Below are 25,296 nucleotides of genomic sequence, written 5' to 3' on the forward strand. Positions count from 1 at the left end.
ATAGCGTTTCAGAAAATTTTATAGAAATTACTGTGCGCTGACACCATAGGCTGATACCCCATTGTTTGATAAAAATGAGCCGCCTGCATTGTGTCTGTGAATAGCTCAAGCCGATCAAAGTAGATTTGTGCATATTGTTCAATACAATCCAGCAAATAAGTCCCGACCCTATTACGACGGTACGTTGGATGGATATAGAAACGACGTAAGCGCCCAACTCTCTTCGATTCGGCAAAAGGATCTTGATTCAAACCACCCACAGCAATCAAACCATTATGTTGAGCATATACAACAAAAAGTGCTTCCCCAATCTGATCAAAACAATTCTCACCTGATTGAAAATCTTGTTTTAATCGATTTAAGAAGCGAAACCCCTCACATTCTGAATATTGAATTAGCTCATCAATTTGCGCAGGCAATTCCAAGCTTCTTTCGATTCTAAATGAATCTTGCCCCACCTTAATTATCCTCATTTCTTTACAACCCAACACTTTGCTGAATTTTTTTCAACAAACTACTGTAATCCGTAGCATTCGTGTAAACTTTGCTTTTTGATTTTTACTGTGATGACAAACATGGCAACTGTTGATCTTTTTGCAATTGGTAATGCACTCATTGACCAAGAATTTAAGGTTTCAAATGAGTTTTTAACGCAACATGCGTTGCAAAAAGGCACAATGCAGTTGGCCGATGGTGAAACACAAGCAGATTTATATCAAAAATTACAAGCAACTCAAACTTATAAAGGTCAAGCCAGTGGCGGTTCAGCAGCCAATACCACTGTTGCTTTTAGTGCTCTTGGCGGAACTGCATTTTATGGTTGTCGCGTGGGCAATGATGAACTCGGTACAATTTACTTAGATGGCTTAAACGAAGCAGGCATCAAAACCACAACGCAATCGATTAGTGAAGGTGTAACAGGCACCTGTATGGTTCTGATCAGCCCAGATTCAGAACGTACCATGCAAACCTACCTCGGTATTACCGCTGAATTATCCACTGAACAAATCGACCTTGCACCACTTAACACTGCAAAATGGCTGTATATCGAAGGTTATTTATCGACCAGTGATACTGCACGTGTTGCGGTGAAACAAGCACGTGAACTTGCAAAGGCACAGGGTGTTAAAATTGCCTTATCGCTGTCTGACCCTGCAATGGTGCAATACGCACGTCAAGGTCTAGAAGAACTATTAGATGATGGTGTGGACTTATTGTTTTGTAATGAACAAGAAGCACTGATGTTTACAGAAACTGATAACCTTGAAGCGGCGATTGAAAGCCTAAGCTTTAAAAACAAACAGGTGGTGATCACCCAAGGCGCCAAAGGTGCTGTGATTGTAGATGGTGCACACCACTTCCATGTGAATGGCCGTGCTGTTGAAGCTGTGGATACCAATGGTGCCGGTGATGCATTCTCAGGTGCGTTTTTATATGCAATTAATGCAGGTTTGAGCTTGGAAGCTGCAGCGCAACTTGCTATTTTGATCTCAAGTGAAGTCGTTGCGCAATTCGGCCCCCGTTTAAGTGTCGAAAACTACGCTAAACTCTTCGAACAGTTTCAAAAAGCTCAACAGGAATGTGCATAACATGGAAAAGATTTGCATGACTGAGGAAGTTCCTGAGCGTGAGTCTCGTGCATACGACACCATGAAAGGAACCACGATTTTTATTACTCAAAAAGACGGCAGCTTCTATGCCTATCAAAATGTTTGCCCACATTTACAAACTGAACTTGAGTATTTAGAGAATCAATTCTTAGATCAAGATAAAGAATACATTCAGTGCTCTACGCACGGTGCACTTTTTTCAGTCGAAACAGGCGAATGTATTTCTGGGCCGTGTTTGGGTGATTTCCTTGAAAAAGTAAATTTGGAAGTCCACTCAGATGGTGGTATCTATATTGATTAAGCCCTAAATCATGAATGCTGCGATGACTGAGTTTTTCCTCAATTACTACCTAATGCCATTTCATATGAGCGTTGTGGCTTTAATTGTGCTCAGCATTGCAGAAACCATCGGGATTGTAATTGGCTTACGACCGAGTCAATTGGTTCAAAAGCTCACCCCGGATTGGTTACTGAATTCGCCCCTACTCGATGTGAAATTTTCCAAATATCTGATCTTTGTTTTTTTACTGATCAATTTTAGTTTTGCAGGTTATTTCCTAGAACTCTCCTTCTTTGCTTTACAACACTATTTCATTTCACCTTATTATTTATTTGTTCCTGCTTTAGTCATTGATATTTTCTTTACTGTATTTATGATTCATTGCTTGGACCAAGTCATCAAACCGAAGGTGATCCATACCCATACCAATTTAGTCGGACGTTTAGCCACAATTTCAACGGGCAATGCACGTCCTGGCTTTTCTGCCCAAGCACGTGTCCGTGATGAATTTGGTCAGTTGTATTATGTACAGGTCGAACCTGAATACGGCGAACTCGAATTACAATCACAAGTGTTGTTGATTAGTCAAAAATCGAACTCACATTATCTCGCCAAAAAAATCTCACTTTCCAATAATCTGTTTACACCAGACTGAGTTTCCCCCCCAAAAAAACGCCTTTATGTATAAAATCCCAACAATTTACACTTTGTTACAAATATATAGCGCAAAAGTTTTAAATTTAGCTCTTCCCTTCTTGTTGTTTTCATGATCTCACTGGCACAAAAAATACAACAGTGATCGCTATCACATTTTTTAGAATAATCCCCACCTATACACTCGGTTTTATAAAGACTTGATTACGAGAAGTATTTAATGTTGTATTTAAAACGATAAGTCACTGTATATATTGTTAATTTTATAAACATACTATTTTAGTTGGTTTAATTTTTATTTAATTCAATATAAACCAGATCTTTTTAATCGGATTTAAAAATATAAATACAACTGTTTTAATCAGATTTTTAAATTAATTCATATTATTTTAGTTGGTTAAAACAAATATTTTAAATTTTTTAACAAAAATTAATTAATACATTGATTTAAAACAATTATTTTATTTTAAATTATTTAAAAAACCTAAAGGTTTATTTTCAATGAATTTTATTTAATAATGTTTTACATCTTCTTTAAATATGAGGCTAGGTTCTATGAACACGAGTTCTCAAGATCCAAATCGGCGACTCATCAGAGAAATCACGATTATTCTTATTATTAAAGTTGCACTTCTCTTGGTGATTAAACACATCTGGTTTGATGCGCCAACGATCCCAAAAGATTTTAACAATGAAGTTGCCGAGCGTATTGCTGGTGACATGTCCAAAACTCAGGAGACACGTTGATGATTTCTGAAAGCGTGGTCGATCTTTCGCGGTTCCAATTTGCAATGACCGCAATGTATCACTTTCTTTTCGTCCCTCTAACTTTAGGTCTGGCTTTTATTCTTGCCATTATGGAAACCACGTATGTGATTTCAGGTAAAGAAATTTATAAAGACATGACCAAGTTCTGGGGCAAACTCTTCGGGATTAACTTTGCCTTAGGCGTAACTACTGGTCTGACTATGGAATTCCAGTTTGGTACCAACTGGGCGTATTATTCTCACTATGTAGGCGATATTTTCGGGGCACCGCTTGCAATTGAAGGCTTAATGGCTTTCTTCCTTGAATCAACCTTTATTGGCTTGTTCTTCTTTGGTTGGGATCGCCTCTCTAAAGTCCAACACTTAGGTGTAACTTGGTTAGTGGCGATTGGCTCGAATATGTCGGCCTTGTGGATTTTGATTGCCAATGGTTGGATGCAAAACCCCGTCGGTGCTGCATTTAACTACGAAACCATGCGTATGGAGTTGGTAGACTTTGGTGCGCTGATCTTTAACCCTGTGGCTCAAGTTAAATTTGTACATACAGTTTCTGCGGGTTATGTCACAGGTGCGATCTTTGTCCTTGCTATCTCAAGTTACTATTTATTAAAAAAACGTGACTTACCTTTTGCGCGTCGCTCATTCGCCATCGCTGCAATCTTCGGTTTAGCATCCACGTTATCTGTCATTCTACTTGGTGATGAATCAGGCTACGAGTTAGGCGATGTTCAAAAAACCAAACTTGCTGCAATCGAAGCAGAATGGCATACCGAACCTGCACCTGCTGCATTTACTCTATTTGGTCTGCCAAATCAGCAGGAAATGCGTACCGACTATGCGGTTAAAATTCCTTATGTGATGGGGATTATTGCAACACGTTCTACAGATAAAGAAGTCACTGGTTTACGTGACTTGATGAAAGAACATGAAGTCCGTATCCGTAACGGTATGGTGGCCTACAGCGAGTTAGAGAAACTTCGTGCTGGTGACCGCTCTCCAGAATTGTTGGCATCATTTGAGAAAAATCAAAAAGACTTGGGTTATGGTCTGTTATTGAAAAAATATTCTCCAAATGTAGTTGATGCCACTGAAGCGCATATCCAAGCTGCAACTAAAGATACGATTCCAAACGTTGCTGCACTGTTCTTCTCTTTCCGTGCAATGGTTGCTTCTGGCTTCCTCATGCTGTTGTTATTCCTATTCGCGACTTGGGCTGTAGCAAAACGTAATGCCGAAGATAAACCTTGGTTACTCAAATTTGCTTTGTTTGCTCTCCCGCTCCCATGGATTGCAGCTCAAACAGGTTGGTATGTGGCTGAAGGTGGTCGTCAACCGTGGTCAATCGGTGAAATTCTACCAACACATCTGTCTGCTTCAAGTGTAAGTACTGGCGATGTGTGGGGCTCGATTATTGCGCTTGCAGCGTTCTATACAGTACTACTCATTATTGAAATGTACTTAATGATCAAATTTGCTCGTTTAGGTCCAAGTTCTTTGCACACTGGTAAATACCATTTTGAAAAACTAGATGCAAAAACTGGGGAGGCTCAATCATGATCGAATATGAACTGCTAAAAATCATCTGGTGGGTATTGGTCGGTGTACTACTGATTGGCTTTGCACTTACCGATGGTTTCGATATGGGCTCAATGGCACTGATGCCATTTGTAGGTAAAACTGACTCTGAACGCCGTGCTGCAATCAACACGATTGCACCACATTGGGACGGTAACCAAGTCTGGTTTATTACAGCCGGTGGTGCACTTTTTGCTGCTTGGCCAATGGTCTATGCAGTTGCCTTCTCTGGCATGTACTGGGCCTTACTGCTGGTTCTATTTGCCCTATTCCTGCGACCTGTCGGTTTCGACTATCGCTCTAAGTTAGAGAATACCCAATGGCGTACCTCTTGGGATTGGGGCTTATGTATCGGTGGCGCTGTTCCTGCGCTGGTGTTTGGCGTAGCCTTTGGGAACTTGTTCCTCGGTGTACCTTTTAGCTTAGATGACACCTTACGTTCGCAATATACTGGTAGCTTCTTTGCACTCTTAAACCCATTTGCATTAATTTGCGGTATTGTCAGCTTATCTATGCTATGTGCGCATGGTGGTGCTTGGTTGATGCTACGTACCGATGGCAATTTGCATAACCGTTCTGCCAAAGCAACACAAATCATGGCAATCGTATTCCTTGTGTGCTTCTTGGCTGCGGGTGCATGGTTATTATTTGGCAATATCTCTGGTTATAGCTATGCAACTGCGGTCAATACCAATGCTGCTCTGAATCCGCTTGCGAAAGATGTGGTGACCAATGCCAATCATGGTTGGTTAAACAACTATGCAACCTATCCAATCACTATGGCTGCGCCAATCGCTGCAATCTTAGGTGCGTTATTGGTGATTGTCAGCGCAGCAAAACATAAAGCAGCGGTGAGTTTTACGGGTACAAGTTTAATGATTGTCGGCGCAATTCTTACTGCTGGTTTTGCCTTGTTCCCATTCTTATTACCATCAAGCATTGATCCAACTTCAAGCTTGACCATGTGGGATGCGGTTTCTAGTCATAAAACCCTTGGTGTAATGACCGTTGCTGCATGTATCTTCGTTCCGCTCATTTTGATCTATACCTCTTGGTCGTATTACAAAATGTGGGGGGTCATCACCAACAAACATATCGAAGAAAATTCACATAGTTTGTATTAATTAGGAGATATGACATGTGGTATTTTGCATGGATTCTAGGTGTTTTGATGGCATGTTTCGCAGGTGTACTCAGTGCACTTTATATCGAACATCATCAAGATTTAGATGAGGAATAATAGAATGGCTGAAGCAATGACAACACCGAAGAATAGTAAAGCGCAAGTACTTGCAATGACCATTTCGTTTTTGTTGGCATTGCCGCTTGCTGCTATTTTACTGGTACACCCTTCACTGATGTTGGATGCCAACGGACATTATAATCATAGCTTGCTAATGCTGGTGATGATTGGAATTTCTGGTGGTTTCGTGCATGGGGTCGGATTTATACCAAGATTCTGGTTATGGAAGTGGTTATTCAGTCCTTATATCGCTTGGCCTTTAATGGTGTTGGGCTATTTTATTTGGATTGGAAATTAATTTCTGATGTAACTAAAAAAAGAGGAAGCAATATTGCTTCCTCTTTTTTATATAACCATTAAAACTTAAACGATACAGATCCCGTTACGCTACGTGGTGCACCATATGTTTGATTCGATGTATTTAAACGATACGTTTTATCCGTAATATTATTGAGATTTAATCCCACTGTTAACGCTGGACTAAGTTCGTACTTCGCCATTGCATCAACCAATGTAAAAGCTTTTTGACCATTGTTATTACGAGCAAAACCATCCATGTCATAGCTACTATAAATTTTACTCTGCCATGTCACCCCAGCCCCCACACTCAACTTTTCTAAATCGCCAGAAAACTTATAAGTAGCAAAGAGCTTAAACTGATCTTTTGGAATATCGGTATTGATACGATCGCCTTTCTCTTTGGTCTCTGAATAAGTATATCCACCATTCAGATTCAGATTAGGCAGCACTTCTCCTGAAATCGCAGCCTCAAAGCCTTTAGTCTTCGCACCTTTTGCAGAACGGTAATAAGATGTTCCAGCAACCGCTCCTGGTACTTCTTCACTGGTCGCATATTTACCAGCTTCCACAGCGACATTATCCATATTCGATTGGAATAAAGCCAAACTGGTGTTCACACGACCTGCCAAAAGCTCGCCTTTAACCCCTAGCTCATAGCTATCACCTTCTTTAGGATCCAGCAATTTCATTTGATAATCTTTATTCGCTTGTGGCGAGAAAATACTGGTATAGCTAGCATAAACTGCCCATTCAGGCGTGACATCAAAAACGATCCCTGCATAAGGTGTAAACTGATCATCAATTTTAATTTTTGTTCCATTATTTTTATTACCAGACTCGGCATAATAATCAATGCTCGAAGCACGCCCACCTAAGATGACTTTCAAATGGTCAAGAAGATTTAAGCGAGTTGTTAAATAGCCGCCATATTGTCTAAATTGCAGTACAGAATTTCCTGCAGTTGCCGCAGTATATAGACCAGCGGGCTGTGCGCTATAACCATTCCAGCTTTTGATATTAATTGCCCCAGTTTCACCCATTACCCGGTTGTAATAAGGATCATTTTGGTCTACATCCTGAAAGTTTGCACCGAGCATCAATTCATGTTCACGGCCAAAAAGTTGATATGGTCCAGTCACACCTAAATCAACAGAATGTTCAACAGGCTTAGTATGTTGATAACCCGCTGTCACAGTTGATGTATTTTTTTCATAATCAGTATAATAAACAGGTTTGCCATCAGCACCGATGACTTGTACACGCTTCCCATCTTGCATCTTATAAACGCCTGATGTGTTTGACCCAATTACCCCATAAATGCTTTCTGTATCGGTTGTTGCAAAATTATAATTCGCATTCAACTTCCAACGGTTTTCAAACTCATGTTGCAACTGAGCAAATGCATTGAGACTATCAGTATGGGTATAAGCCCATCGTGGAGCTGAATTGTCTTTACGCCCCATTGGAGAAAGAATATTTTTCGCATCGAAATTTGCGTACGCATGGATACTTTGCCCATCACTTTCATTACGACTTAACGATGTACCAATACTTAAAACTGTTTTATCACTTAAATCGGCATCGACTACACCGTATAAGATGGTTGAGGCAGCATCTCCCCATTTCTGCCAGCTATCACCTTGTTGATGTGCTGCAACGACACGACCACGAATACTTCCTGATTCATTCAATGCTTGAGAGGCATCAATTTCACTACGCCACGTATTCCATGAGCCATAGCTCATCTTAGCCGTTGATTGTGCATTGGGTGTGGCATGTTTGCGGTTAAAATTGACACTGGCACTTGGCAAACCGCTGCCATTTAATAAGCCTGTTGCACCTTTTACAACGGTAATATTCTCAAAAATAGCGGTATCAATATTACTCAATGCCGTGTTGCTACGACCTTCTATCGCAGGACTCGACAACAATCCATCAATCTGAAAGTTAATAATTTTAGAGCCACGCGAATAATACGAAGTATATTCACCACCCGTTCCCCAAGCAGACGTCGCTCCATAACTTTGACGATAAATACCAGGGATCTGATCAAGCACCCCAGATACACTTGTTAAATTCTGATCTTTCATTTGTTGTTCAGTGATCACACTCACTGACTGTGGCGTTTCTTTTAAAGACAAATCTAATTTTGTAGCTGCCTTAGATTTTTTTACGGTATAGGTTGGTATATCTTGATCAGCTTTAAGATGAATAATCGGTAAAACATCCGATTTTTTTGAGTTTTCTGACTGATCTTCTGCCCAAGCCATCGTTGTTGATGTGCCAATCAGACTTAACATCATCGCTGTATATAAATTATGGTGCTTCATTACTCCCCCGAGATGAAATATTTTTTTACATAATACACAAATGATAACAATTATCAATAGCATTTAAATCATCATGTTCTACCCAAATCAATTAAGTTTTTGAATATATGCTTTAATTTTTATTGAATTTAAATAATAATTATTATCATTAATGTTAACAGACTCTCAACATGACTTTAAAACTCTTTGGGATCATGGTTTCACTACTCGCTTGTATGAGTGTTTATCTCAGCCATCCCAATCAAATTTTCCTCAACAAGCAACTGCCTCGACCATTTTTTTATATGGCGCTGGTGAGCTTCATATTCGGGTTAAGCATCTTGATTTATTGTTTACCGCTTTTGGTTGCTATTTTGATCTGGCTTGCAATTGCCACCCTCGTTTGGTCATTTGCACCCTTCATTATGCTCATGAAAAGGTCTGCTTAAATGAACATGCTTAAGCAAAAACTCCAACCAGACTGGTGGACCAAAACATTTGTTGGCGCTGTTCTCGGCCTCAGCTTCTCGATGGCGATGGGAGCAATTATTCTGCTACTCAGTAAATCCAATGCAGACACTTCAATCGCTCCACAATTAGGTATGTGGTCCATCCCATGGATTTGGCTCTGCGTGTTCTTTATTGCTTATTTCATACCTAAAGGTTGGCAAAGTTTTTTAATTTATAGCATTGCCAATATTCTCGCTTATGCCTTGTTATTTTGGATCAGGGGCTAAAATGAAAATTCGCGCAGACATCATTAAAACTGGCAAAAACCTACATACATGGGTGGGCATCAGTGCAGGTATTTTATTATTTATCTGTTTTTTTGCTGGTGGTTTAACCATGTTCCAGCATCACCTCAGCCAATGGGCTACGCCTCCCCAACAAAAATTAGCTGCAATTCAGCCTAATCAATATAATCAACTGGTTGAGCAAGTACAGGCCAAATTCCCTGAAACACAAAAGGCATTCACTTTAAGCTTTAGCTCGCCAGAAGGACATAATGCACCGATCCAATGGGAAGCTGCTCATGCGGAGGCTGAAGATCATCATGGCATTGATATTACCCAAACAAGCATGCTAGCAACTCTGGATCAAAATGGACAACTGATTGCCAAACAAGAAAATGTGTCAAAACTCGGTTGGCTAATTGAACAACTGCATGAAACAGCAGGTATCCCGGGTATGATGGGGCACCATACCGCAGGTGTAATGGTGATGGGCGTTGTGGCAGTTCTATACTTTCTCGCCATTATGTCGGGTTTAATTGTGTTATTACCCACCCTGATCAACGATTATTTTGCCGTACGCAAAGGTAAAAATAAAAAAAGGTTTTGGTTAGATACACATAATGTCATTGGCATTACCAGCTTACCCTTTCATATCATTATTAGTGTAAGTGTGGTGGTTTTTGCTTTTCATGATATTTTCTATGCCGCATTGACCCAACTGGTATCGAAAGATAAGCCACTATTTGAACGTCCACCAGCGGTTAAAATTGTTGAGCCAAACCCGCAGCTAGATGTGGAAAAGGTTTTTCTCAACATTCAAAAAGCAGCACCTGATTATCGGATTGATGGCATTCGTTTTAACCAACTAGATCATCCTGAACGTGCATCTGCCTTTGTCGCTTTATATCATCCTGATCGTATGCTTCGTGGTGATACCTTCGACTATATGTCATTCAATCCGTATCAAAACACACCTTACCCAACCAAAACCCTATCCACTGAAGAAAGTTCAGCCGCGTCTCTGATTCGTTCAATGTTTGCCTTACACTTTGGTAATTATGGTGGTGAGCCAATTCGCTGGATTTATTTGATCTTCGGCTTAGGTGGCGCATATCTATTTTATTCAGGCAATATTCTGTGGATTGAAACGCGCTTGCGTAAGCAAAAGAATCCGAACTTACCAGTACCGCAACAACGCAAGGACGTGATGTTTATTGCTAACCTGACCATCGGCGCTTGTCTAGGTTGTATGCTGGCGATATTTACCAGTATGTTGATTGGTCGATGGGCTTATGTCATTCCATTGCAATTACAAAGTCATAACCATGTATTTATGTATAGCTACTATTTTGTATTTATTGCGTGTATTACATACAGCTTCATTATTGGCGCAGCAAAAGCTTTAACTCAGTTGTTCTTCGCAATTGCTGTGGTTTTATTGCTCATTCCTGCGACGTCTGTACTTGCCTATTTATTCCCAATTCAAGGGCTTTGGTATTCAACAGGCCGTTTGATTTGGATTGATATCACTGCTTTGGTATTTGCTTTGGTATTTATACGTTTTTATCAACAAGCCAGAGACCGTGCTCAAGCTGCACCAGTTGGTTCAATTTGGTCTACGCAAAAAGTTGACCACGCGCCATCTCTTACTGAAAACCAAGTATAACCTCCTATTTTTAGAGCCATGATTGTTTCCACCCATCATGGCTCTTTTTATGCCTTAAAGAGATTTTTTCATTTCAATCAGCTGAATAGACACAAGCGGTTGTCCTACATTTGCCTCAAGTGGATATTCACTTTTCCGCCCCGTTATTTGGTAACCACGACGCTGATAATAGGCCAACAGTTCAGTACGGACATCTAAAACATGCATGACTAAATCACGAAGCTTTGGATAGGTTTTACGAATATATAATTCAGCATAATTTAGCATTTCACGACCATAACCTTGATTCTGTATGCTCGGATCAACAGCAAAAGTACCAATCTCTATACAATTATCATTCACGCTTAACCCTATGCAAGCAATGATCTCATCCTTGTCTAACTCACCCACCAATAATTCGAAATTTGGTTGCTGCAATTCTTGTTCTAATTGAAATTTCCGAATGCGATCACCTTGCACATACGCTTTTTCAGTTGTCCAACTACGTTCTGATTGTTCTCTATAAGCAATATTAATCAGCTTAACCAATTGCTCCAAATCACTATTCTTTGCTTTTCTAATCTTTAAAGACATTTTATTTTACCCCACACATAAGAAAGCCGATGATAACATCGGCTTTCTTATTAAATTTTAGATTAGTTTGTTTGACCAGCTAACCAAGCCATAAATTTTTGGCGCTCTGCTTTAGACGCTTTCTGCCATAACTCTACCAATTGTTGATCTGTAGTTTTTGCTGTACCGACTGTTGCTGCCGTTGTTACTGCTACAGGTGCGGTTGCAGCTACTTGTGATGTTGTTCCTGCATAAACAGGTGCAGGTTGATTCACAGCATTATTTTTATTCTTTTGCGTTAAATCCAAAGTACGGCTTAATAAATTACTGCCAGTAAACCATGGCTGTGCTTCATTATTTGCACCTGTTTGCTGTACCACCAATTTTTTATTTTGATCGTATAACGCAACCGTTGGTTGATCCGCATATTTTTTTGCTGCTTCAAAATCTTTAGGGGCATTTACGAGACCTAAAGTATAAGATTGGTTGTCTTGCAGATCAGGCGCTTGAATCGTGACAACGCCTGATTTAATGATGTCATGCTCACCATTCAAATGTTCAAAATATTCTCGATAACGAACATTGACGGTTAAATTACCCGGATCAACTTGATAGTTATTCTTTTTTGATGGAATTAATCCAGTATTTACTTCTTGACCATTTACAGCAAGAATCACAATTTCTTCAGGGGCAGTAATCGTGACTGCAGAAAAAACTGAACTACTTAATAACAAACCGAAAGCAGCAACACCAACTCTTAAAGACATTAGACTCTTCTCGATATAAACAATTTATGAAATCGTAAGCACTATGCTCTGCGATTATGACCATTTTATGACAAAAATTAAAACTGTCTATTGCAACAATTTAGTTTATTTAAGATATATACATCATTTTTGATTATAAGCACCATACTTCTTTTGGCGAATATTCCAATTCACATAAAAAAAGAGCACTCAAAAGTGCTCTTTTATTGATGCTGCTTTTAACTTAATTAAAAGTTTTGAAGCGTGCAGCATCATCCATATATGTTTTCTCACCTGCCGCTGCTTCAATTGAACCGAATACAAGCTGAGCGCGTAATTTCCAGTTTGCAGGAATATCAAAAGTTTCTGCAACTTCTGCATCAATAATTGGGTTGTAGTGCTGTAATGATGCACCTACACCAATTTCTGACAAAGCTGTCCAAGTTGCGAACTGAGCGATTGCACTTGAATGTTCTGACCATACAGGGAAGTTATCAGCATATAATGCAAATTGCTCTTGTAAGCCTTTTACAACATCTTGATCTTCATAAAATAACGCTGTACCAAAACCAGCTGAAAAGCTATCAATTTTTGCACTTGTATTCGCAAACGCTTCTGCTGGTACCATTTTACGTAAAGTCTCACGTACGATTTCCCAAAATTTAACATGAGAATCACCATATAAAGTCACAACACGTGAAGTTTGTGAGTTGAATGATGATGGGCTTTGTTTTACCGCTTCACGGATGGTTTCTTCAACTTTGGTTTGGTCAACACTAAGGTTTTTACCAATCGCATAAATGGTACGGCGTGATTTAATGCTATTTAAGAAGTTGCTCATGTTGTTATTCCTACCTATGTGGCCTTTGGACCGTTATCTTGGATTGAATGTAGTGTATAACGACGCATTTTTTAGGAATAGTCTAAAAAACATGACAGATCGTTTTATTTTTGAAACAGTTGAAGCGACCTCAAACTAATATGCCTCAGAATCTACCTCACTCGCTTCCTCAGCATCAACAACAGGAATCACCCAGTCTTTTGAAATCATTTTATATCTTTTCTGTACAGATTGATCGAGTTGTTTTAGTAAATAAGACATTCTTAAATGATGCTGTGCATCCAAATCCCCTTGCTCAGCTGCCTTAAAATACCAGTAATAAGCTTGCTTTACATCCTTTTCGATGCCTTTCCCGTTGTCATACATCACTCCCAGATTGTATTGAGCATTGCCGTTTCCTTCCTTGGCTGCGACCTGATACCACTTAAAAGCTTTTTGATCATCCTTTGGTACGCCTTTGCCATTTTGATACATCCAGGCTAAATTGTTCTGAGCTTTTACATTTCCTTTATTCGCAGCTACGCTATACCATTCAACTGCTTTTGCTTCATCTTGTGCGATACCACGTCCGTTTGCATACATATTCGCTAGATTATATTGAGCATAAGCAACACCTTGGTCAGCCGCTTTCTTATACCATTTAACGGCTTCCAGCTCATTTTTTTCAATCCCACGGCCATTGTCATACATCACTGCCAAGTTATATTGAGCGGATGCTTCTCCTTGATTGGCAGCTTTCTGAAACCATTCAAAAGCTTTCGCATCGTTTTGCTCAACCCCATCGCCGTCTGCATACATCGCACCCAAATTATATTGTGCTTCAACATCACCTTGTTCGGCATCCTCTGTGAGTGCTTTTATTCCTACAGCCTCTGTAAATGCACTGACCGTTGTTATTGCGAATGAGTAGATTAAAATGAGGCGTGCGATAGGTTTTAATAAAAATTTCATCTTAAATGCTCTTTTAAATTATTAATTTTTTAGAAAATAACTTTGTAAAAAAATAAAAGCCGAAAAATCGGCTTTTATGCATCTTAAAAACTACTTATCGGTTTCAAATAATGCAGCAACAAATGATTTTGCTGAGAAAGGACGCAAATCATCAATTTTCTCACCGACACCGATATAACGAATCGGGACATGAGTACGACTTGCAATATTAAATAACACGCCGCCTTTTGCCGTACCATCCAGCTTGGTAATGGTAATCCCTGTTAAGCCAACCGCTTCGTCAAACAGTTGAACTTGGTTAATTGCATTTTGACCCGTACCTGCATCTACAATCAACATAATCTCATGTGGCGCAGTTGCATCAATCTTTTGCATTACACGCTTTACTTTTTTCAACTCTTCCATCAAGTTGGCTTTATTCTGCAAACGTCCTGCAGTATCGGCGATCAAGACATCAATGCCTTTAGCACGCGCACTTTCAAAAGCATCAAAAATCACGGAAGCACTATCCGCACCATGACCTTGAGCCACCACAGGGATATCATTACGCTCACCCCAAATTTGCAGCTGCTCTGTGGCTGCTGCACGGAAGGTATCACCTGCCGCCAACATCACTTTTTTACCTTCGCCTTGTAAACGCTTTGCCAATTTACCAATGGTTGTGGTTTTACCCACACCATTTACACCGACCATCAAAATCACATACGGTGATTTATTTGGATCAATATGTAAGGGTTTAACACGCGGTGCAAGCAAAGCCACCAATTCTTCTTGCAATGCTTTATACAAAGCATGTGAATAAATCAAATCACCACGTGCTGTTCGCTCAGTCAAGTTCGCAATAATGGTTTTAGTTGCATCGACACCAATGTCTGCAACCAATAACTGCTCTTCAACCTCTTCTAGTAATTCATCATCAATCTCTTTACCACCAATTAAGATATTGACCATGCCATCGGTAAAACTGCGACGAGTTTTAGTCAACCCATCCTTCATACGACCAAAGAAACCCGTTGATTTGGTCTCTTCTTCAGCGGCCATAGGTTGATCGACAATGGGTGCCGCTACAACTGTTTCAACTGCTGGCTGTACAACTGGCTCAATAATGGGAACATCGACAGCAGGTAAACTCGGTAATGTGACATCGTCATCGCCGATATCAGCATTTATCAAGAATTTATTTTGCATATTCGATTGCTGTTGCATGTCGATTCCTTGAGATTAAAGCAGCTTTAAAAAAGATGGTCAGTCTAGCATAAATTGATTTGGTTTTCCCGACCATGGCAAGTCATTCATTTATCAATAGAAATGAGTCGATTAAAACTCATTCATCTTCTTTTGCCATTGCAGGATATTGCTTAATCCGATTTGACTCAAATTGATACGCATTTAACAACTTGAGGTAGTCCACACGGCGAATTGAACTGTGTGTTAACACCTCTTCTGCCAAATGCTGTGTTCTTGGATGACTGGCTTGCTGCGCGTATTGAACTATTTTTTGATATTGCACTGTATTGATTGGACGCTGTAATGCGTTATACGCGAGTATAAAAATAGACAAAATAATAATACCGACCAAAACATTATAAAATTGGTCTAGTTTGAATCCTAATTTGGATTGCATCACTTTATGCTTAGAAATTATAGACAACATAACCTACCTCGAATTAGAGGTAGTGTATGTCTCTGATTCGCTTAGGACAAGTGCAACGTTCAATAAGTCACAATTCCACAACTTATTGAACGTAAATCACTTTAACAATGACTAACTAATCAATGTACGGACAAAAGAGAAATACAGAATAAATGCAATGATGACTAAGGTAATAAAAATGGCAAACATCCCTACACCACTTTCAGCATCGGCAGGATGCAAGTCATCGTCATCTGCAATATTTTTTAACTCTCCATCATAGATCCGATAGAACTGATCTTTTTGCTCTGGGCTTAAATGGCTAGCAAAGTCATACACGCGTTTACGCTGTGCCAAGCAGTAATCACCTAAGTGAATTTCTTGATGGAAAATGGCTTCATCAAGCAATTGACGATGATGATGAGCTAAAGCAATAATTTGACTTTCTAATGGTGGAACATCCACAGTTACGCCATCAATGACATTTGACATGTTATTCTCCTTTTCTATTATTCTCACTTTGATTTTACTTAAAATTATTTGTGGTTAATGTTTAATCGTGTAAGCTTTTATTTAAGCAAAGATACTTAATATATTTGACATTTCCATCAATTTGTCATATTACTTTAATAATTCAGAGTTAAAGTAGCTTAAATTCAAAGTAGAGTATCTTTGAATAGAATTTGCGGTAATCATAATTAAAATAAGGAGTTATTATATGATTCAACAATTTACACACCATGAACTAGAGCATGTATATGCAAATGCGGTCAATACAATTCAATCGCAAAAAAACTTCCAAGATGCAGTAAAAGAGCTAGAGGAAGTAGCAAAAGCAGGTCACGGTAAAGCGGCATTATTTTTAGCAGAATTGTATTATCAAGGCTTCCGAGTCGAACGTGATTCCTTGAAAGCCCAGTATTGGCAGAAAATGGCAACCTTACAAGCATAAAGAAACGTCACTTAGGTGGCGTTTTTTAATACCTGTGTAAAACGTATTAACATTATCCTTTCACATTTCTGACTTGCGCTACGTCAAAGCTTAGTCGCTTTGTCTTGCTCAGGTGGCGTTCCAAGTCGCAACAATATTTGCTTACGATTTAGATCAATTGTTTAAACATAACTGCCATCTATATTTCTTATAATAAAACATAAGTTTAAGAATATTAGTTTAATAACATGTACCGTTTCAACCATTTCCAACCAGTCTCGCGTGAGTTGATGTTTAAAATTTCAATTCTTAAAACAATGATGTATTGTGGTGTTCTTTGGGGTCTGTACCATCAAGGTTGGGCCATCAAATCAGATCAAGACGGTCACGTATTCCCTTTCTGGCTCAACGGCGTTCAAGCTCATCGCTATGCAAAAGCACACTGGAAAAACTACACGCCACGTAAAATTACGCCGAAAGATTTTCATGAGTCATTGCTTCCGACCTTAACCCGTTTACAGGTTGAACCGGCGTTATTCAACTCTTCTCACCGAAAATTTAAACTTTCAACTCAGCAAATGCAGCACTTTTTCTTTATGCCACACCCGACGGCAGTGGCCGTTTAATCATTCTCATCATCCCAATGATGACTTTTTAGACATTCATGAGAAAAAGTTATCGTTGGAGAGAAATTAGGGCTTTGCAATTAAAAAAAATACCGTTAAGTTAAATGAAAATGACAATACAACACAGGTGGATAAACAATGACAATCGTTGCTCAAGTCATCAAGAATAAAGCAGTACAATCAATTTTCACCATTTCACCGAATGCGACTGTACTTGAAGCAATTAAAATTATGGCAGACAAAGGTGTAGGTGCTTTAGTCGTTGCTGAAGATGAGAAAGTCGTCGGGATTTTCTCTGAACGTGACTATACCCGTAAAATTGCCTTGATGGAGCGCTCTTCAAATAATACCCCTGTCGCGGATATTATGACTTCAAAAGTAATCTCAGTTGGTTTAAACCATACAGTAGAAGAATGCCTTAACCTTATGACTGATCGTCATTTACGTCATTTACCTGTACTTGATCAAGAGAAGCTAGTCGGTTTTATCTCCATTGGTGATTTGGTTAAAGCTGCAATGGATGATCAACGTATTCTGATTGAACAACTTCAACAATATATCTCTGGTTAAAGATTTAACCAGACATAAAAAAGGGCAATGAATTTGCCCTTTTTTATTAGGTATTACTTAATTAAGCCTTGAGGAAGTTTTGAATGGCAGGCACAAGGCGTTTTAACAATTCATCTGCTTGTGCTTGTGTCATATTTAGCGGCGGCAATAAACGCACCACTGAACCTGCAGTAACATTGATAATCAATTGATATTCATCACGTGCAATCGCCACCAATTCAGCGCAGTCTTTTGGTAATTGAATACCGATCATCATCCCGAAACCACGTACTTTTACACTGTAATCAGCCAATTGTGCGCTTAACTGATCAACAATATAAGCGCCCACAGTAGCAGCGTTTTCAACTGCATTTTCCTTTTCTAGTGTATCAAGCACTGTATATACCACACGTGAACCCAACACTGTTCCACCATAAGTAGAACCATGACTACCTGCACCAAGTAAGCCTACTGCTTTACCTTGGGTCATGACTGCACCGATTGGAAAGCCATTCCCCAAACCTTTGGCCGTGGTCATCACATCAGGAACAATATTGGTATGCTGATAGGCAAAGTATTTACCTGTACGGCCATTTCCTGTTTGAATCTCATCCAGCATCATCAGCCAGTTATGCTGATTACATAGCGCACGAACATCTTCCAGATAGCTAAAACCCTGTGGTGCAGTATTGACTCCACCTTCACCTTGAATCGGCTCAATCAAAATCGCAACAATATCTGGGTGGTTGATGGCGGCTTCTTGAATCGCTTCAACATCACCAAAAGGGACGCGAATAAAGCCTTCAACCAAAGGGGCAAAACCTTCCTGAACTTTTTTATTACCTGTTGCAGACAAGGTTGCCAAAGTACGCCCATGGAATGATTGTTCAGCAACTAAAATTTTAGGATTGGTAATGCCTTGTTGTGCGCCAAATTTGCGTGCAATTTTGATCGCACCTTCGTTTGATTCTGCACCGCTGTTGGAAAAGAAAATTTCTTCCATACCTGAAACTTCAGCTAGTTTTTGTGCTGCTGCCGTTTGCCAAGGAATTTCAAATAAATTACTGGTATGCACCAATGTCGCAGCTTGTTCAGCAATTGCCGCTGCAATCACAGGATGTGCATGGCCTAAGCCACATACGGCAATGCCTGTGAGTGCATCTAAATATTCTGTACCATCTGCCGTATATACATACGCCCCTCGTCCTCGTACAAAGCTGATCGCTTGACGGCCATAAGTCGCCATAAGATGTGATGGTTGATCAGGTTGCACAGGAGCAAGAGTGATATTAGTCATAACAAACTCAATCTATCATTAGTTGTGGTGAAAAAAGTTATATAAGCAAAAACTTGCATAGATTGAAAGCCTAAAGTCACATTTATATAAGAAAAATCTTCTGCAATCCTCCGTCACGCTTTTTTTTAGGTATAATGCAGGGAGATTAGTAGAGGATCTATCTATGACGGAACAAGCGCGTGATACAGTAGCGTTAATTCGTGATCAAATTGCGAAACACCCTGTTTTACTTTACATGAAAGGCACTCCACAATTCCCGCAATGTGGTTTTTCTGCTCGAGCAGTAGAAGCACTTAGCCAAATTGGTCGTCCATTTGCCTATGTAAATATTTTGGAAAATCAAGATATTCGTGCAACTTTACCACAAATTGCGAACTGGCCTACTTTCCCACAGTTATGGATCAATGGCGAGTTAATCGGTGGTAGCGATATCATGCTTGAAATGTTCCAAAATGGCGAATTAAAGCCATTAGTTGAACAGTACAGCCCAGCGCCTGAAGCATAAGCTGTAAAGCAAAAAGCCAATCAAATGATTGGCTTTTTTATTGGAAGAATTTTAGTTTGGACTAAAACCAACATAGCGGAACATCCCTTCTACACCCAAATCAGCTTTATAAATCTGTAAATCAGGATAATTTGCTTGGGTCACACTAGCAAAAATATTCATATTGGGGTCTTCATGAATTTCATCGACAGATTGTGGTAAAACATCTTCAAAGCGATCTGCGATAAACTCAAAGCCCAAATCCATTGCCATGAATACCGTATGCTCACACGGTTGAATATATTGCTCCTGATCCCAGTCTAAAACTGCATGTTGGCAAAAAGGACATACAATGTTTTGGGTCGCATCGACAATGTTGATAAGTTGATATGACATATATAATAAAGCGTTAAAAATTTCAGTTAGTTTAAAAGAATATGACGCGCTAATCTATCTTGCATAGGAGGATTTAGCTGATGGCAACACTTGAACAAGCCATTGCATTTGCAGCAAAACAACATGAGGGCCAAGTTGATAAAGCCAATGCACCCTATATTTTACACCCGCTCAGAGTGATGCTGAATGTACCCAGTATCGAACACAAAATCATTGCTGTTTTACATGATGTTTTGGAAGATACCAATACCCGTATCGAAGACTTACAAATGCTGGGATTTCAAGCGCACATTATCGAGGCCATCCTCGCACTAACGAAACAACAGGGTGAATCTCGAATACAGGCCGCGCAACGAACCGTACAAAACCCTTTGGCACGTGTTGTGAAATTGGCAGATATCACTGACAATATGGACTTATCTCGAATTTCATTGCCAACCGCCAAAGATTTTGAGCGATTGAACGAATATAAACAGGTTAGAGATATTTTATTGGCCCAAAATGTTTAATAATTACGTGTGTATGAATTTTACTTGATGACAAGAAGCTGGAGTTTATAGCTTAATGCTAACGGATTTAGATGATTTTTATTGCTTTGCGCTCGTTGTAGAGCACGGTGGCTTTAGTGCCGCAGAACGTGCAACTGACATTCCTAAATCTAAACTCAGCCGCAGAGTTTATAATCTTGAAGAACAACTGGGTGTACGTCTGATTCAACGTAGTTCGCGTCACTTTGCTGTTACAGACATCGGCATGGATGTCTACCGCCATGCGCAAGTGATGATGAATGCCGCGCAAGCTGCACACGATGTGGTCAATCATTTAAGCAGCCAGCCCCGTGGCGTGATTAAAGTAAGTGTGCCTGTTGATATCGCACAAAACCAGATGGCAAAAATCCTACCCGCCTTTTTAAAAAAATATCCTGAAGTTCGGGTTCAGATGATGATCAGCAACCGTCGTGTTGATGTCATTAACGAAGGAATTGATCTTGCTTTACGAGTGCGTTCTAAATTGGATGATGATCCGAACCTTGTATTACGCCAATTTGAAGCGATTGAACAACGTCTTTTTGCCAGTCAAGCTTATTTAAATGAGTTTGGTCATCTTAACAGTCCAGAACAACTGGCTGAACACCGCATTATTAGTATGTCGGAAGAACATCTGGATCAACAGTTCTTACTGACAGGCCCAGATCAACAACAGAAAAAAATTAAAGTCAATCCTGTGATTATGGGATCAAATCTTTTGATGTTGGCTGAGTTAGCAACACAAAACTGTGGCATTGCGTTACTACCAGACAGTATTGCCCAAGATTTTGTGAAATCTGGGCAATTAGTTACGGTACTACCAGAATGGACTGCGCCACATGGTATATTCCATGCTGTTTATCCATCTCGTCGTGGTTTACTTCCTGCAGTACGTGTCTTCATTGATTATTTGGTCGAGCAACTAACCCAATGTTCAACCAGAAAAAAGCGCGATTAACAAATCGCGCTTTTCTTTTTGAGTAGCCTAAACAGCAGGATAATGCCCTGTGCCATTTGGCCATGGCGTTAATAATTCAAAACCGTCATCTGTTACAGCAACCATATGTTCCCATTGAGCGGATAGAGACTTATCTTGTGTCACTACAGTCCAGCCATCATTGAGTTCTTTCACATAACGTTTACCCGCATTCACCATCGGTTCAATGGTAAACACCATGCCTTTTTTCAAGACCATACCTTGACCTTTTTGGCCATAATGCAGGATATTTGGCTGCTCATGGTAAATACGGCCAATCCCATGTCCACAGTATTCACGCACAATGCTATAACCGTCACGATGCGCAACGGACTGAATCGCATGCCCAATATCACCTAATGTCGCACCAGGTTTGACTGCATGAATCCCCGCAAGCATGGCTTCATAGGTTGTTTCCACCAGTTTCTTGGCTTCGGGACTCGGCTCACCCACGAAGTACATACGACTAGTATCACCAAAATAACCATCTTTAATCACAGCAACATCAATATTTAAAATATCACCGTCCTGCAAAATCTTTTTTGCAGAAGGAATTGCATGACAAACTTCTTCATTGACTGAAATACAGGTGGTCTTGGTAAAACCGTGATAGCCCACATTGGCAGGAATCACCTGCAAGGTATTCACAATATAATCATTACAGATATCATCTAAATATTCAGTTGAAACACCTGGCTTGATATAGGCGCCAATCATTTCCAGCACTTGTGCCGCTAAACGACCCGAGATTCTTAATTTCTCGATATCTTGTTCAGTTTTAATGGTCACAGTAGAAGCTCTCATTCGAGATTTTCCTTATTCATCAATCAGATTAAAATCACATGCAGAAAAATTAATATGGGGACTGCATAAAGTATTTCAATATTTGTACGCCTTCCCATTGAAATCTTCAATCTATTTAAGACTAAAAGACCATTTTTATTTTTATATTTAAACTCGATTGACCGCATCTGGGTAAATTCACGTCCTTCTGTATTTTTCGAGTTTTAGAAAGCTTTTCAACATATTAGCTTTACCATTACTAATTATATGATTTTAATCATTTCTTTTTAGTCAAAAATCAACCAAATTTCACATAAATTAGTTTCAAAAGAACGCTTTTTTGTTCTAAAATTCGCACTTTTATTTTATGCCTCCCTCTTTATGAATCAACTTCGTACAGGAGATATCATTGCTTTAGGTTTTATGACCTTCGCGTTATTTATTGGCGCAGGCAATATTATCTTTCCTCCAATCGTTGCTCAGCAGGCTGGTGAACATGTTTGGCTTGCCGCTTTCGGTTTCTTAATTACCGCAGTTGGTCTGCCTGTCATTACGATTATGGCCTTATCTCGTATGAAAGGCTCAATCGAGATCATCAGTTCTCCACTTGGACGTTTCTTTAGCCTGCTGTTAACGATTGTCTGCTATTTATCTGTAGGCCCACTATTTGCGACACCTCGTACCGCAACCGTTTCGTATGAAATTGGTTTTGCTCCCTACTTCGGTACATCAGGCAGCAGCCTGTTTATCTATAGTGTTGTTTATTTTGCTTTTGTGACTGCAGTTTCACTGTATCCAAACAAATTACTCGATACCGTGGGTCATGTACTGGCACCTTTAAAAATTGTTGCACTGGCTATTTTAGGTATTGCAGCATTTGCTATTCCAACTGGCTTAATCTCTGCGCCAGTGAATAACTATATCGCAAGTCCGGTTTCTGAAGGCTTTGTAAGTGGTTATTTGACCATGGACACCTTAGGCGCTTTGGTATTCGGTATTGTGATTATTCAAGCGATTCAATCACGCGGTGTAACGGATGCTAAGTTAATTACCAAATATGCCATTATCGCAAGCTTAATCGCTGGTGTTGGACTCACACTTGTTTATATCAGTTTATTTAAACTTGGCTTAGGTAGTCATGAAGTTGCGCCGAATGCAGCCAATGGTGCAATCATTCTGCATGCTTATGTACAACACGCCTTTGGTGATTACGGATCTTATTTCTTAACGATCTTGATTTTCCTTGCCTGTATGGTGACCGCAATTGGCCTTACCTGTGCATGTGCTGAATATTTTACCGAATTGACAGGCTGGTCTTATAAATTACTTGTTTTTATCCTGACTGGTTTTTCATTATTGATTTCCAATTTAGGTTTAACCAAGCTGATTGCAGTATCAGTTCCGGTACTCAGTGCAATTTATCCCCCTGCAATTGTTGTGATTATGCTGAGCTTTTTCTGGAAGCGTTGGAACAACCCTTCTATCGTGGTTGGCTCTGTGACTGCGGTTGCATTCCTATTCGGCATTATTGAAGCAATTAAAGCAGCCGGCTTTACTGAACAATTACCAACATTCATTCAACATTTACCATTGAACGAACAGAATCTTGCATGGTTACTTCCGTCGCTCATCGTTCTGGTTTTTGCAATTGTAGTTGATCGCGTAACAGCATCTAAAGATTAAAATGATTTGTCGTTAAAATGATGTTTTACCCAAACATGATTTTAGCTATACAGAAAATGTTCTTTTATCCAACGTTCATTTTTTGTTTACGACAAATCTTTCTTTTCTTGGGGCAGTCTATGCCACCCTTTACTTCTTATTGATATCCCATTTAAAAGATACTATTTCCGCAGGGTATCTTGATGGCCAATTTTTTCAAAATGTAAAAATAATGAGTAATATTTAACTAAAAAATAGTATAAATTAATATAAAAAATACTTAAAAGTTATATAAATCAATACATTCATAAATTTATTTTCAAAATACCCCCTTTTGCTATTGAAATGCTCAGAAAATAGCAGTACAACTTAAAAAACAATTCAGACAAAAACGCATGGTTTTGTCGTCACAACAAGGAGGGATGGAGATGTTATCAATACATTTCAACAAGCAAGTCTTCATTAACGCTCTGAAGGCGAATGATTCGATCTTATATGCAACAACAACGCTTGCCTTGATGGTCACGTTGTTATTTCAAGGCACGATTAAAGGTAATTTAAAACCCGAATATTTTGCTTATGCATTGGTTGTATCTCTGGCCTTTTGTATGTGGGCGATCGTCGATCGAAAGTTTCGACAGTTAAGTGCAGCGCGCCAAAAAAATTCTTCAGGAAAAATGGATGAGTGATCATCCATTTTTTTAATGCATAAACCGAACAATGGTTCCGACGACTAAAATACCTGTAGCCCCCAACTCAACAATAATTAAACTTAGCATCATCAATGTCATGCACCATGCTGGTAAAGTCCACTTTCCCACCTGATGCGGCTGTTTAAATTGATTGGTTGTATCTTTTAATAATCCATGCAAGATATATATTAAGATCGACATCGCAAAAAAGAATAAATTTGCTATTACACAAAACAATGCCCAAGCATCAGACAGAACCGTAAAGAAACTCAAGGCGGCTAAAATGAGGCTGGCAGCGGCATAAAGCAAACTACTCCGATGCGCAATATCCACATAATAATGTGCTCTTGCTTGCGCTGTTTGTCTAATTTGATAATATTTCCAAACTCCAGTCAGCATCCCCACCCATAGAAAAATTCCACTAAATACAATCGCAAGTTGTGTTGCAGTATTTAAAACGTACATAGCATCCCCGAAATTAAAATATTCCTTTTGTGTGCGTATATTACATA

32 protein-coding genes are annotated in these 25,296 nt (G+C 39.4%); 19 read left to right on the forward strand and 13 right to left on the reverse strand.

Annotated elements, in window-relative coordinates; genetic code table 11:
• Positions 1-8: 8 nt before the first annotated feature.
• A complete protein-coding gene (locus tag NG55_RS01400; RefSeq protein WP_081408945.1) occupies positions 9-458 on the reverse strand; it encodes a GNAT family N-acetyltransferase in 450 nt (149 codons plus the stop codon).
• A 117-nt stretch (positions 459-575) separates the two neighbouring features.
• Here NG55_RS01400 and NG55_RS01405 point away from each other — a divergent pair, with 117 nt between their 5' ends.
• The 8 genes from NG55_RS01405 (at position 576) to NG55_RS01440 (ending at position 6,427) form a co-directional block, all read left to right on the forward strand.
• Entirely contained in the window at positions 576-1,589 is a 1,014-nt protein-coding gene (locus NG55_RS01405) for an adenosine kinase (protein ID WP_016539947.1), read from the forward strand.
• 16 nt (positions 1,590-1,605) lie between these two features.
• Entirely contained in the window at positions 1,606-1,911 is a 306-nt protein-coding gene (locus NG55_RS01410; RefSeq protein ID WP_141669874.1) for a Rieske (2Fe-2S) protein, read from the forward strand.
• A 22-nt stretch (positions 1,912-1,933) separates the two neighbouring features.
• Positions 1,934-2,545, forward strand: coding sequence for an OB-fold-containig protein (locus NG55_RS01415; protein WP_171257927.1), 612 nt, complete (start codon positions 1,934-1,936; stop codon positions 2,543-2,545).
• Between the two features lie 554 nt (positions 2,546-3,099).
• On the forward strand, positions 3,100-3,291 hold the full coding sequence (gene cydP / locus NG55_RS01420; RefSeq protein WP_004653758.1) for a cytochrome oxidase putative small subunit CydP: 192 nt from the start codon (positions 3,100-3,102) through the stop codon (positions 3,289-3,291).
• Positions 3,291-4,868, forward strand: a complete 1,578-nt coding sequence (locus NG55_RS01425; protein WP_016539945.1) for a cytochrome ubiquinol oxidase subunit I — start codon at positions 3,291-3,293, stop codon at positions 4,866-4,868. Before cydP ends, NG55_RS01425 begins: the two co-directional genes overlap by 1 nt.
• Complete coding sequence (gene cydB / locus NG55_RS01430; RefSeq protein ID WP_005212610.1) at positions 4,865-6,010, forward strand: cytochrome d ubiquinol oxidase subunit II; 1,146 nt, start codon at positions 4,865-4,867, stop codon at positions 6,008-6,010. Before NG55_RS01425 ends, cydB begins: the two co-directional genes overlap by 4 nt.
• Positions 6,011-6,024: 14 nt before the next feature.
• The gene (cydX, locus tag NG55_RS01435) at positions 6,025-6,126 is read left to right on the forward strand and encodes a cytochrome bd-I oxidase subunit CydX (protein WP_004653762.1); all 102 of its coding nucleotides are present in this window, start codon (positions 6,025-6,027) and stop codon (positions 6,124-6,126) included.
• Positions 6,127-6,130: 4 nt separating this feature from the next.
• Positions 6,131-6,427, forward strand: coding sequence for a cyd operon YbgE family protein (locus NG55_RS01440; RefSeq protein ID WP_004806745.1), 297 nt, complete (start codon positions 6,131-6,133; stop codon positions 6,425-6,427).
• A gap of 58 nt (positions 6,428-6,485) precedes the next feature.
• Here NG55_RS01440 and NG55_RS01445 read toward each other — a convergent pair whose 3' ends face one another.
• Positions 6,486-8,759 (reverse strand): TonB-dependent siderophore receptor, encoded by a 2,274-nt coding sequence (locus NG55_RS01445; RefSeq protein ID WP_065342111.1) that lies wholly within the window; start codon positions 8,757-8,759, stop codon positions 6,486-6,488.
• A 170-nt stretch (positions 8,760-8,929) separates the two neighbouring features.
• Between NG55_RS01445 and NG55_RS21415 the strand changes: the two genes are divergently transcribed.
• Genes NG55_RS21415 through NG55_RS01460 form a run of 3 tightly spaced genes read left to right on the forward strand, consistent with a single transcriptional unit; the run spans position 8,930 to position 11,138 of the window.
• Entirely contained in the window at positions 8,930-9,187 is a 258-nt protein-coding gene (locus tag NG55_RS21415) for a hypothetical protein (RefSeq protein ID WP_081408946.1), read from the forward strand.
• Positions 9,188-9,475, forward strand: a complete 288-nt coding sequence (locus NG55_RS01455) for a hypothetical protein (RefSeq protein WP_016539941.1) — start codon at positions 9,188-9,190, stop codon at positions 9,473-9,475.
• Position 9,476: 1 nt separating this feature from the next.
• On the forward strand, positions 9,477-11,138 hold the full coding sequence (locus tag NG55_RS01460; RefSeq protein ID WP_065342113.1) for a PepSY-associated TM helix domain-containing protein: 1,662 nt from the start codon (positions 9,477-9,479) through the stop codon (positions 11,136-11,138).
• Positions 11,139-11,192: 54 nt separating this feature from the next.
• On the opposite strand, the gene NG55_RS01465 is transcribed toward NG55_RS01460, so the two are convergent.
• From NG55_RS01465 to NG55_RS01495, 7 genes are all read right to left on the reverse strand, one after another.
• A complete protein-coding gene (locus tag NG55_RS01465; RefSeq protein WP_065342114.1) occupies positions 11,193-11,711 on the reverse strand; it encodes a GNAT family N-acetyltransferase in 519 nt (172 codons plus the stop codon).
• A gap of 62 nt (positions 11,712-11,773) precedes the next feature.
• Positions 11,774-12,457, reverse strand: coding sequence for a YccT family protein (locus tag NG55_RS01470; RefSeq protein WP_065342115.1), 684 nt, complete (start codon positions 12,455-12,457; stop codon positions 11,774-11,776).
• A gap of 223 nt (positions 12,458-12,680) precedes the next feature.
• Positions 12,681-13,277, reverse strand: a complete 597-nt coding sequence (locus NG55_RS01475) for a nitroreductase family protein (protein WP_016539937.1) — start codon at positions 13,275-13,277, stop codon at positions 12,681-12,683.
• Positions 13,278-13,412: 135 nt separating this feature from the next.
• Positions 13,413-14,228 (reverse strand): tetratricopeptide repeat protein, encoded by an 816-nt coding sequence (locus tag NG55_RS01480; RefSeq protein ID WP_065342116.1) that lies wholly within the window; start codon positions 14,226-14,228, stop codon positions 13,413-13,415.
• Positions 14,229-14,318: 90 nt separating this feature from the next.
• On the reverse strand, positions 14,319-15,434 hold the full coding sequence (gene ftsY, locus NG55_RS01485; protein WP_065342117.1) for a signal recognition particle-docking protein FtsY: 1,116 nt from the start codon (positions 15,432-15,434) through the stop codon (positions 14,319-14,321).
• A gap of 118 nt (positions 15,435-15,552) precedes the next feature.
• Complete coding sequence (locus NG55_RS01490) at positions 15,553-15,882, reverse strand: hypothetical protein (protein ID WP_065342118.1); 330 nt, start codon at positions 15,880-15,882, stop codon at positions 15,553-15,555.
• A gap of 111 nt (positions 15,883-15,993) precedes the next feature.
• A complete protein-coding gene (locus NG55_RS01495; protein WP_016539932.1) occupies positions 15,994-16,353 on the reverse strand; it encodes a hypothetical protein in 360 nt (119 codons plus the stop codon).
• Positions 16,354-16,579: 226 nt separating this feature from the next.
• Between NG55_RS01495 and NG55_RS01500 the strand changes: the two genes are divergently transcribed.
• From NG55_RS01500 to NG55_RS01510, 3 genes are all read left to right on the forward strand, one after another.
• Positions 16,580-16,813, forward strand: a complete 234-nt coding sequence (locus tag NG55_RS01500; protein ID WP_004653777.1) for an SEL1-like repeat protein — start codon at positions 16,580-16,582, stop codon at positions 16,811-16,813.
• Between the two features lie 227 nt (positions 16,814-17,040).
• A complete protein-coding gene (locus tag NG55_RS01505) occupies positions 17,041-17,418 on the forward strand; it encodes a DUF2750 domain-containing protein (RefSeq protein ID WP_016539931.1) in 378 nt (125 codons plus the stop codon).
• A gap of 138 nt (positions 17,419-17,556) precedes the next feature.
• Complete coding sequence (locus NG55_RS01510) at positions 17,557-17,988, forward strand: CBS domain-containing protein (RefSeq protein WP_016539930.1); 432 nt, start codon at positions 17,557-17,559, stop codon at positions 17,986-17,988.
• A gap of 61 nt (positions 17,989-18,049) precedes the next feature.
• Here NG55_RS01510 and NG55_RS01515 read toward each other — a convergent pair whose 3' ends face one another.
• Positions 18,050-19,264, reverse strand: a complete 1,215-nt coding sequence (locus NG55_RS01515; protein WP_065342119.1) for an aspartate aminotransferase family protein — start codon at positions 19,262-19,264, stop codon at positions 18,050-18,052.
• Positions 19,265-19,427: 163 nt separating this feature from the next.
• Between NG55_RS01515 and grxD the strand changes: the two genes are divergently transcribed.
• On the forward strand, positions 19,428-19,769 hold the full coding sequence (gene grxD, locus NG55_RS01520; protein WP_004639270.1) for a Grx4 family monothiol glutaredoxin: 342 nt from the start codon (positions 19,428-19,430) through the stop codon (positions 19,767-19,769).
• Between the two features lie 51 nt (positions 19,770-19,820).
• On the opposite strand, the gene NG55_RS01525 is transcribed toward grxD, so the two are convergent.
• Positions 19,821-20,144: a hypothetical protein gene (locus NG55_RS01525; RefSeq protein WP_016539928.1), complete on the reverse strand. Its 324-nt coding sequence runs from the start codon at positions 20,142-20,144 to the stop codon at positions 19,821-19,823.
• Positions 20,145-20,224: 80 nt separating this feature from the next.
• On the opposite strand from NG55_RS01525, the gene NG55_RS01530 reads away from it, so the two are divergent.
• Both NG55_RS01530 and NG55_RS01535 read left to right on the forward strand, forming a co-directional pair.
• On the forward strand, positions 20,225-20,653 hold the full coding sequence (locus NG55_RS01530; RefSeq protein ID WP_065342120.1) for an HD domain-containing protein: 429 nt from the start codon (positions 20,225-20,227) through the stop codon (positions 20,651-20,653).
• Positions 20,654-20,708: 55 nt separating this feature from the next.
• Complete coding sequence (locus tag NG55_RS01535) at positions 20,709-21,629, forward strand: LysR family transcriptional regulator (protein WP_004653784.1); 921 nt, start codon at positions 20,709-20,711, stop codon at positions 21,627-21,629.
• A 27-nt stretch (positions 21,630-21,656) separates the two neighbouring features.
• Here the strand turns inward: NG55_RS01535 and map are convergent, their stop codons facing one another.
• Positions 21,657-22,451: a type I methionyl aminopeptidase gene (map, locus tag NG55_RS01540; RefSeq protein ID WP_016539926.1), complete on the reverse strand. Its 795-nt coding sequence runs from the start codon at positions 22,449-22,451 to the stop codon at positions 21,657-21,659.
• Between the two features lie 360 nt (positions 22,452-22,811).
• Between map and brnQ the strand changes: the two genes are divergently transcribed.
• Both brnQ and NG55_RS01550 read left to right on the forward strand, forming a co-directional pair.
• Positions 22,812-24,113, forward strand: a complete 1,302-nt coding sequence (gene brnQ / locus NG55_RS01545) for a branched-chain amino acid transport system II carrier protein (RefSeq protein WP_016539924.1) — start codon at positions 22,812-22,814, stop codon at positions 24,111-24,113.
• 407 nt (positions 24,114-24,520) lie between these two features.
• Positions 24,521-24,781: a hypothetical protein gene (locus tag NG55_RS01550; protein ID WP_016539923.1), complete on the forward strand. Its 261-nt coding sequence runs from the start codon at positions 24,521-24,523 to the stop codon at positions 24,779-24,781.
• Between the two features lie 12 nt (positions 24,782-24,793).
• On the opposite strand, the gene NG55_RS01555 is transcribed toward NG55_RS01550, so the two are convergent.
• Positions 24,794-25,249: a hypothetical protein gene (locus tag NG55_RS01555; protein WP_065342121.1), complete on the reverse strand. Its 456-nt coding sequence runs from the start codon at positions 25,247-25,249 to the stop codon at positions 24,794-24,796.
• Between the last annotated feature and the right edge of the window lie 47 nt (positions 25,250-25,296).

The sequence above is a fragment of the Acinetobacter gyllenbergii genome, from assembly GCF_001682515.1.
Taxonomy (GTDB): domain Bacteria; phylum Pseudomonadota; class Gammaproteobacteria; order Pseudomonadales; family Moraxellaceae; genus Acinetobacter; species Acinetobacter gyllenbergii.

Bases quoted from the DNA above. Each gene is read 5' to 3' on its own strand.
- NG55_RS01460 (WP_065342113.1), top strand. From the start codon at position 9,477: ATGAAAATTCGCGCAGACATCATTAAAACTGGCAAAAACCTACATACA.
- NG55_RS01525 (WP_016539928.1), bottom strand. From the start codon at position 20,144: ATGTCATATCAACTTATCAACATTGTCGATGCGACCCAAAACATTGTA.
- brnQ (WP_016539924.1), top strand. From the start codon at position 22,812: ATGAATCAACTTCGTACAGGAGATATCATTGCTTTAGGTTTTATGACC.
- NG55_RS01470 (WP_065342115.1), bottom strand. From the start codon at position 12,457: ATGTCTTTAAGAGTTGGTGTTGCTGCTTTCGGTTTGTTATTAAGTAGT.
- grxD (WP_004639270.1), top strand. From the start codon at position 19,428: ATGACGGAACAAGCGCGTGATACAGTAGCGTTAATTCGTGATCAAATT.
- NG55_RS01510 (WP_016539930.1), top strand. From the start codon at position 17,557: ATGACAATCGTTGCTCAAGTCATCAAGAATAAAGCAGTACAATCAATT.
- NG55_RS01490 (WP_065342118.1), bottom strand. From the start codon at position 15,882: ATGTTGTCTATAATTTCTAAGCATAAAGTGATGCAATCCAAATTAGGA.
- NG55_RS01535 (WP_004653784.1), top strand. From the start codon at position 20,709: ATGCTAACGGATTTAGATGATTTTTATTGCTTTGCGCTCGTTGTAGAG.
- NG55_RS01515 (WP_065342119.1), bottom strand. From the start codon at position 19,264: ATGACTAATATCACTCTTGCTCCTGTGCAACCTGATCAACCATCACAT.
- NG55_RS01475 (WP_016539937.1), bottom strand. From the start codon at position 13,277: ATGAGCAACTTCTTAAATAGCATTAAATCACGCCGTACCATTTATGCG.
- NG55_RS01465 (WP_065342114.1), bottom strand. From the start codon at position 11,711: ATGTCTTTAAAGATTAGAAAAGCAAAGAATAGTGATTTGGAGCAATTG.
- map (WP_016539926.1), bottom strand. From the start codon at position 22,451: ATGAGAGCTTCTACTGTGACCATTAAAACTGAACAAGATATCGAGAAA.
- NG55_RS01405 (WP_016539947.1), top strand. From the start codon at position 576: ATGGCAACTGTTGATCTTTTTGCAATTGGTAATGCACTCATTGACCAA.
- NG55_RS01455 (WP_016539941.1), top strand. From the start codon at position 9,188: ATGAACATGCTTAAGCAAAAACTCCAACCAGACTGGTGGACCAAAACA.
- NG55_RS01500 (WP_004653777.1), top strand. From the start codon at position 16,580: ATGATTCAACAATTTACACACCATGAACTAGAGCATGTATATGCAAAT.
- NG55_RS01530 (WP_065342120.1), top strand. From the start codon at position 20,225: ATGGCAACACTTGAACAAGCCATTGCATTTGCAGCAAAACAACATGAG.
- NG55_RS01480 (WP_065342116.1), bottom strand. From the start codon at position 14,228: ATGAAATTTTTATTAAAACCTATCGCACGCCTCATTTTAATCTACTCA.
- ftsY (WP_065342117.1), bottom strand. From the start codon at position 15,434: ATGCAACAGCAATCGAATATGCAAAATAAATTCTTGATAAATGCTGAT.
- NG55_RS01505 (WP_016539931.1), top strand. From the start codon at position 17,041: ATGTACCGTTTCAACCATTTCCAACCAGTCTCGCGTGAGTTGATGTTT.
- NG55_RS01410 (WP_141669874.1), top strand. From the start codon at position 1,606: ATGACTGAGGAAGTTCCTGAGCGTGAGTCTCGTGCATACGACACCATG.
- cydX (WP_004653762.1), top strand. From the start codon at position 6,025: ATGTGGTATTTTGCATGGATTCTAGGTGTTTTGATGGCATGTTTCGCA.
- NG55_RS01550 (WP_016539923.1), top strand. From the start codon at position 24,521: ATGTTATCAATACATTTCAACAAGCAAGTCTTCATTAACGCTCTGAAG.
- cydP (WP_004653758.1), top strand. From the start codon at position 3,100: ATGAACACGAGTTCTCAAGATCCAAATCGGCGACTCATCAGAGAAATC.
- NG55_RS01495 (WP_016539932.1), bottom strand. From the start codon at position 16,353: ATGTCAAATGTCATTGATGGCGTAACTGTGGATGTTCCACCATTAGAA.
- NG55_RS01555 (WP_065342121.1), bottom strand. From the start codon at position 25,249: ATGTACGTTTTAAATACTGCAACACAACTTGCGATTGTATTTAGTGGA.
- cydB (WP_005212610.1), top strand. From the start codon at position 4,865: ATGATCGAATATGAACTGCTAAAAATCATCTGGTGGGTATTGGTCGGT.
- NG55_RS01445 (WP_065342111.1), bottom strand. From the start codon at position 8,759: ATGAAGCACCATAATTTATATACAGCGATGATGTTAAGTCTGATTGGC.
- NG55_RS01415 (WP_171257927.1), top strand. From the start codon at position 1,934: ATGACTGAGTTTTTCCTCAATTACTACCTAATGCCATTTCATATGAGC.
- NG55_RS21415 (WP_081408946.1), top strand. From the start codon at position 8,930: ATGACTTTAAAACTCTTTGGGATCATGGTTTCACTACTCGCTTGTATG.
- NG55_RS01425 (WP_016539945.1), top strand. From the start codon at position 3,291: ATGATTTCTGAAAGCGTGGTCGATCTTTCGCGGTTCCAATTTGCAATG.
- NG55_RS01440 (WP_004806745.1), top strand. From the start codon at position 6,131: ATGGCTGAAGCAATGACAACACCGAAGAATAGTAAAGCGCAAGTACTT.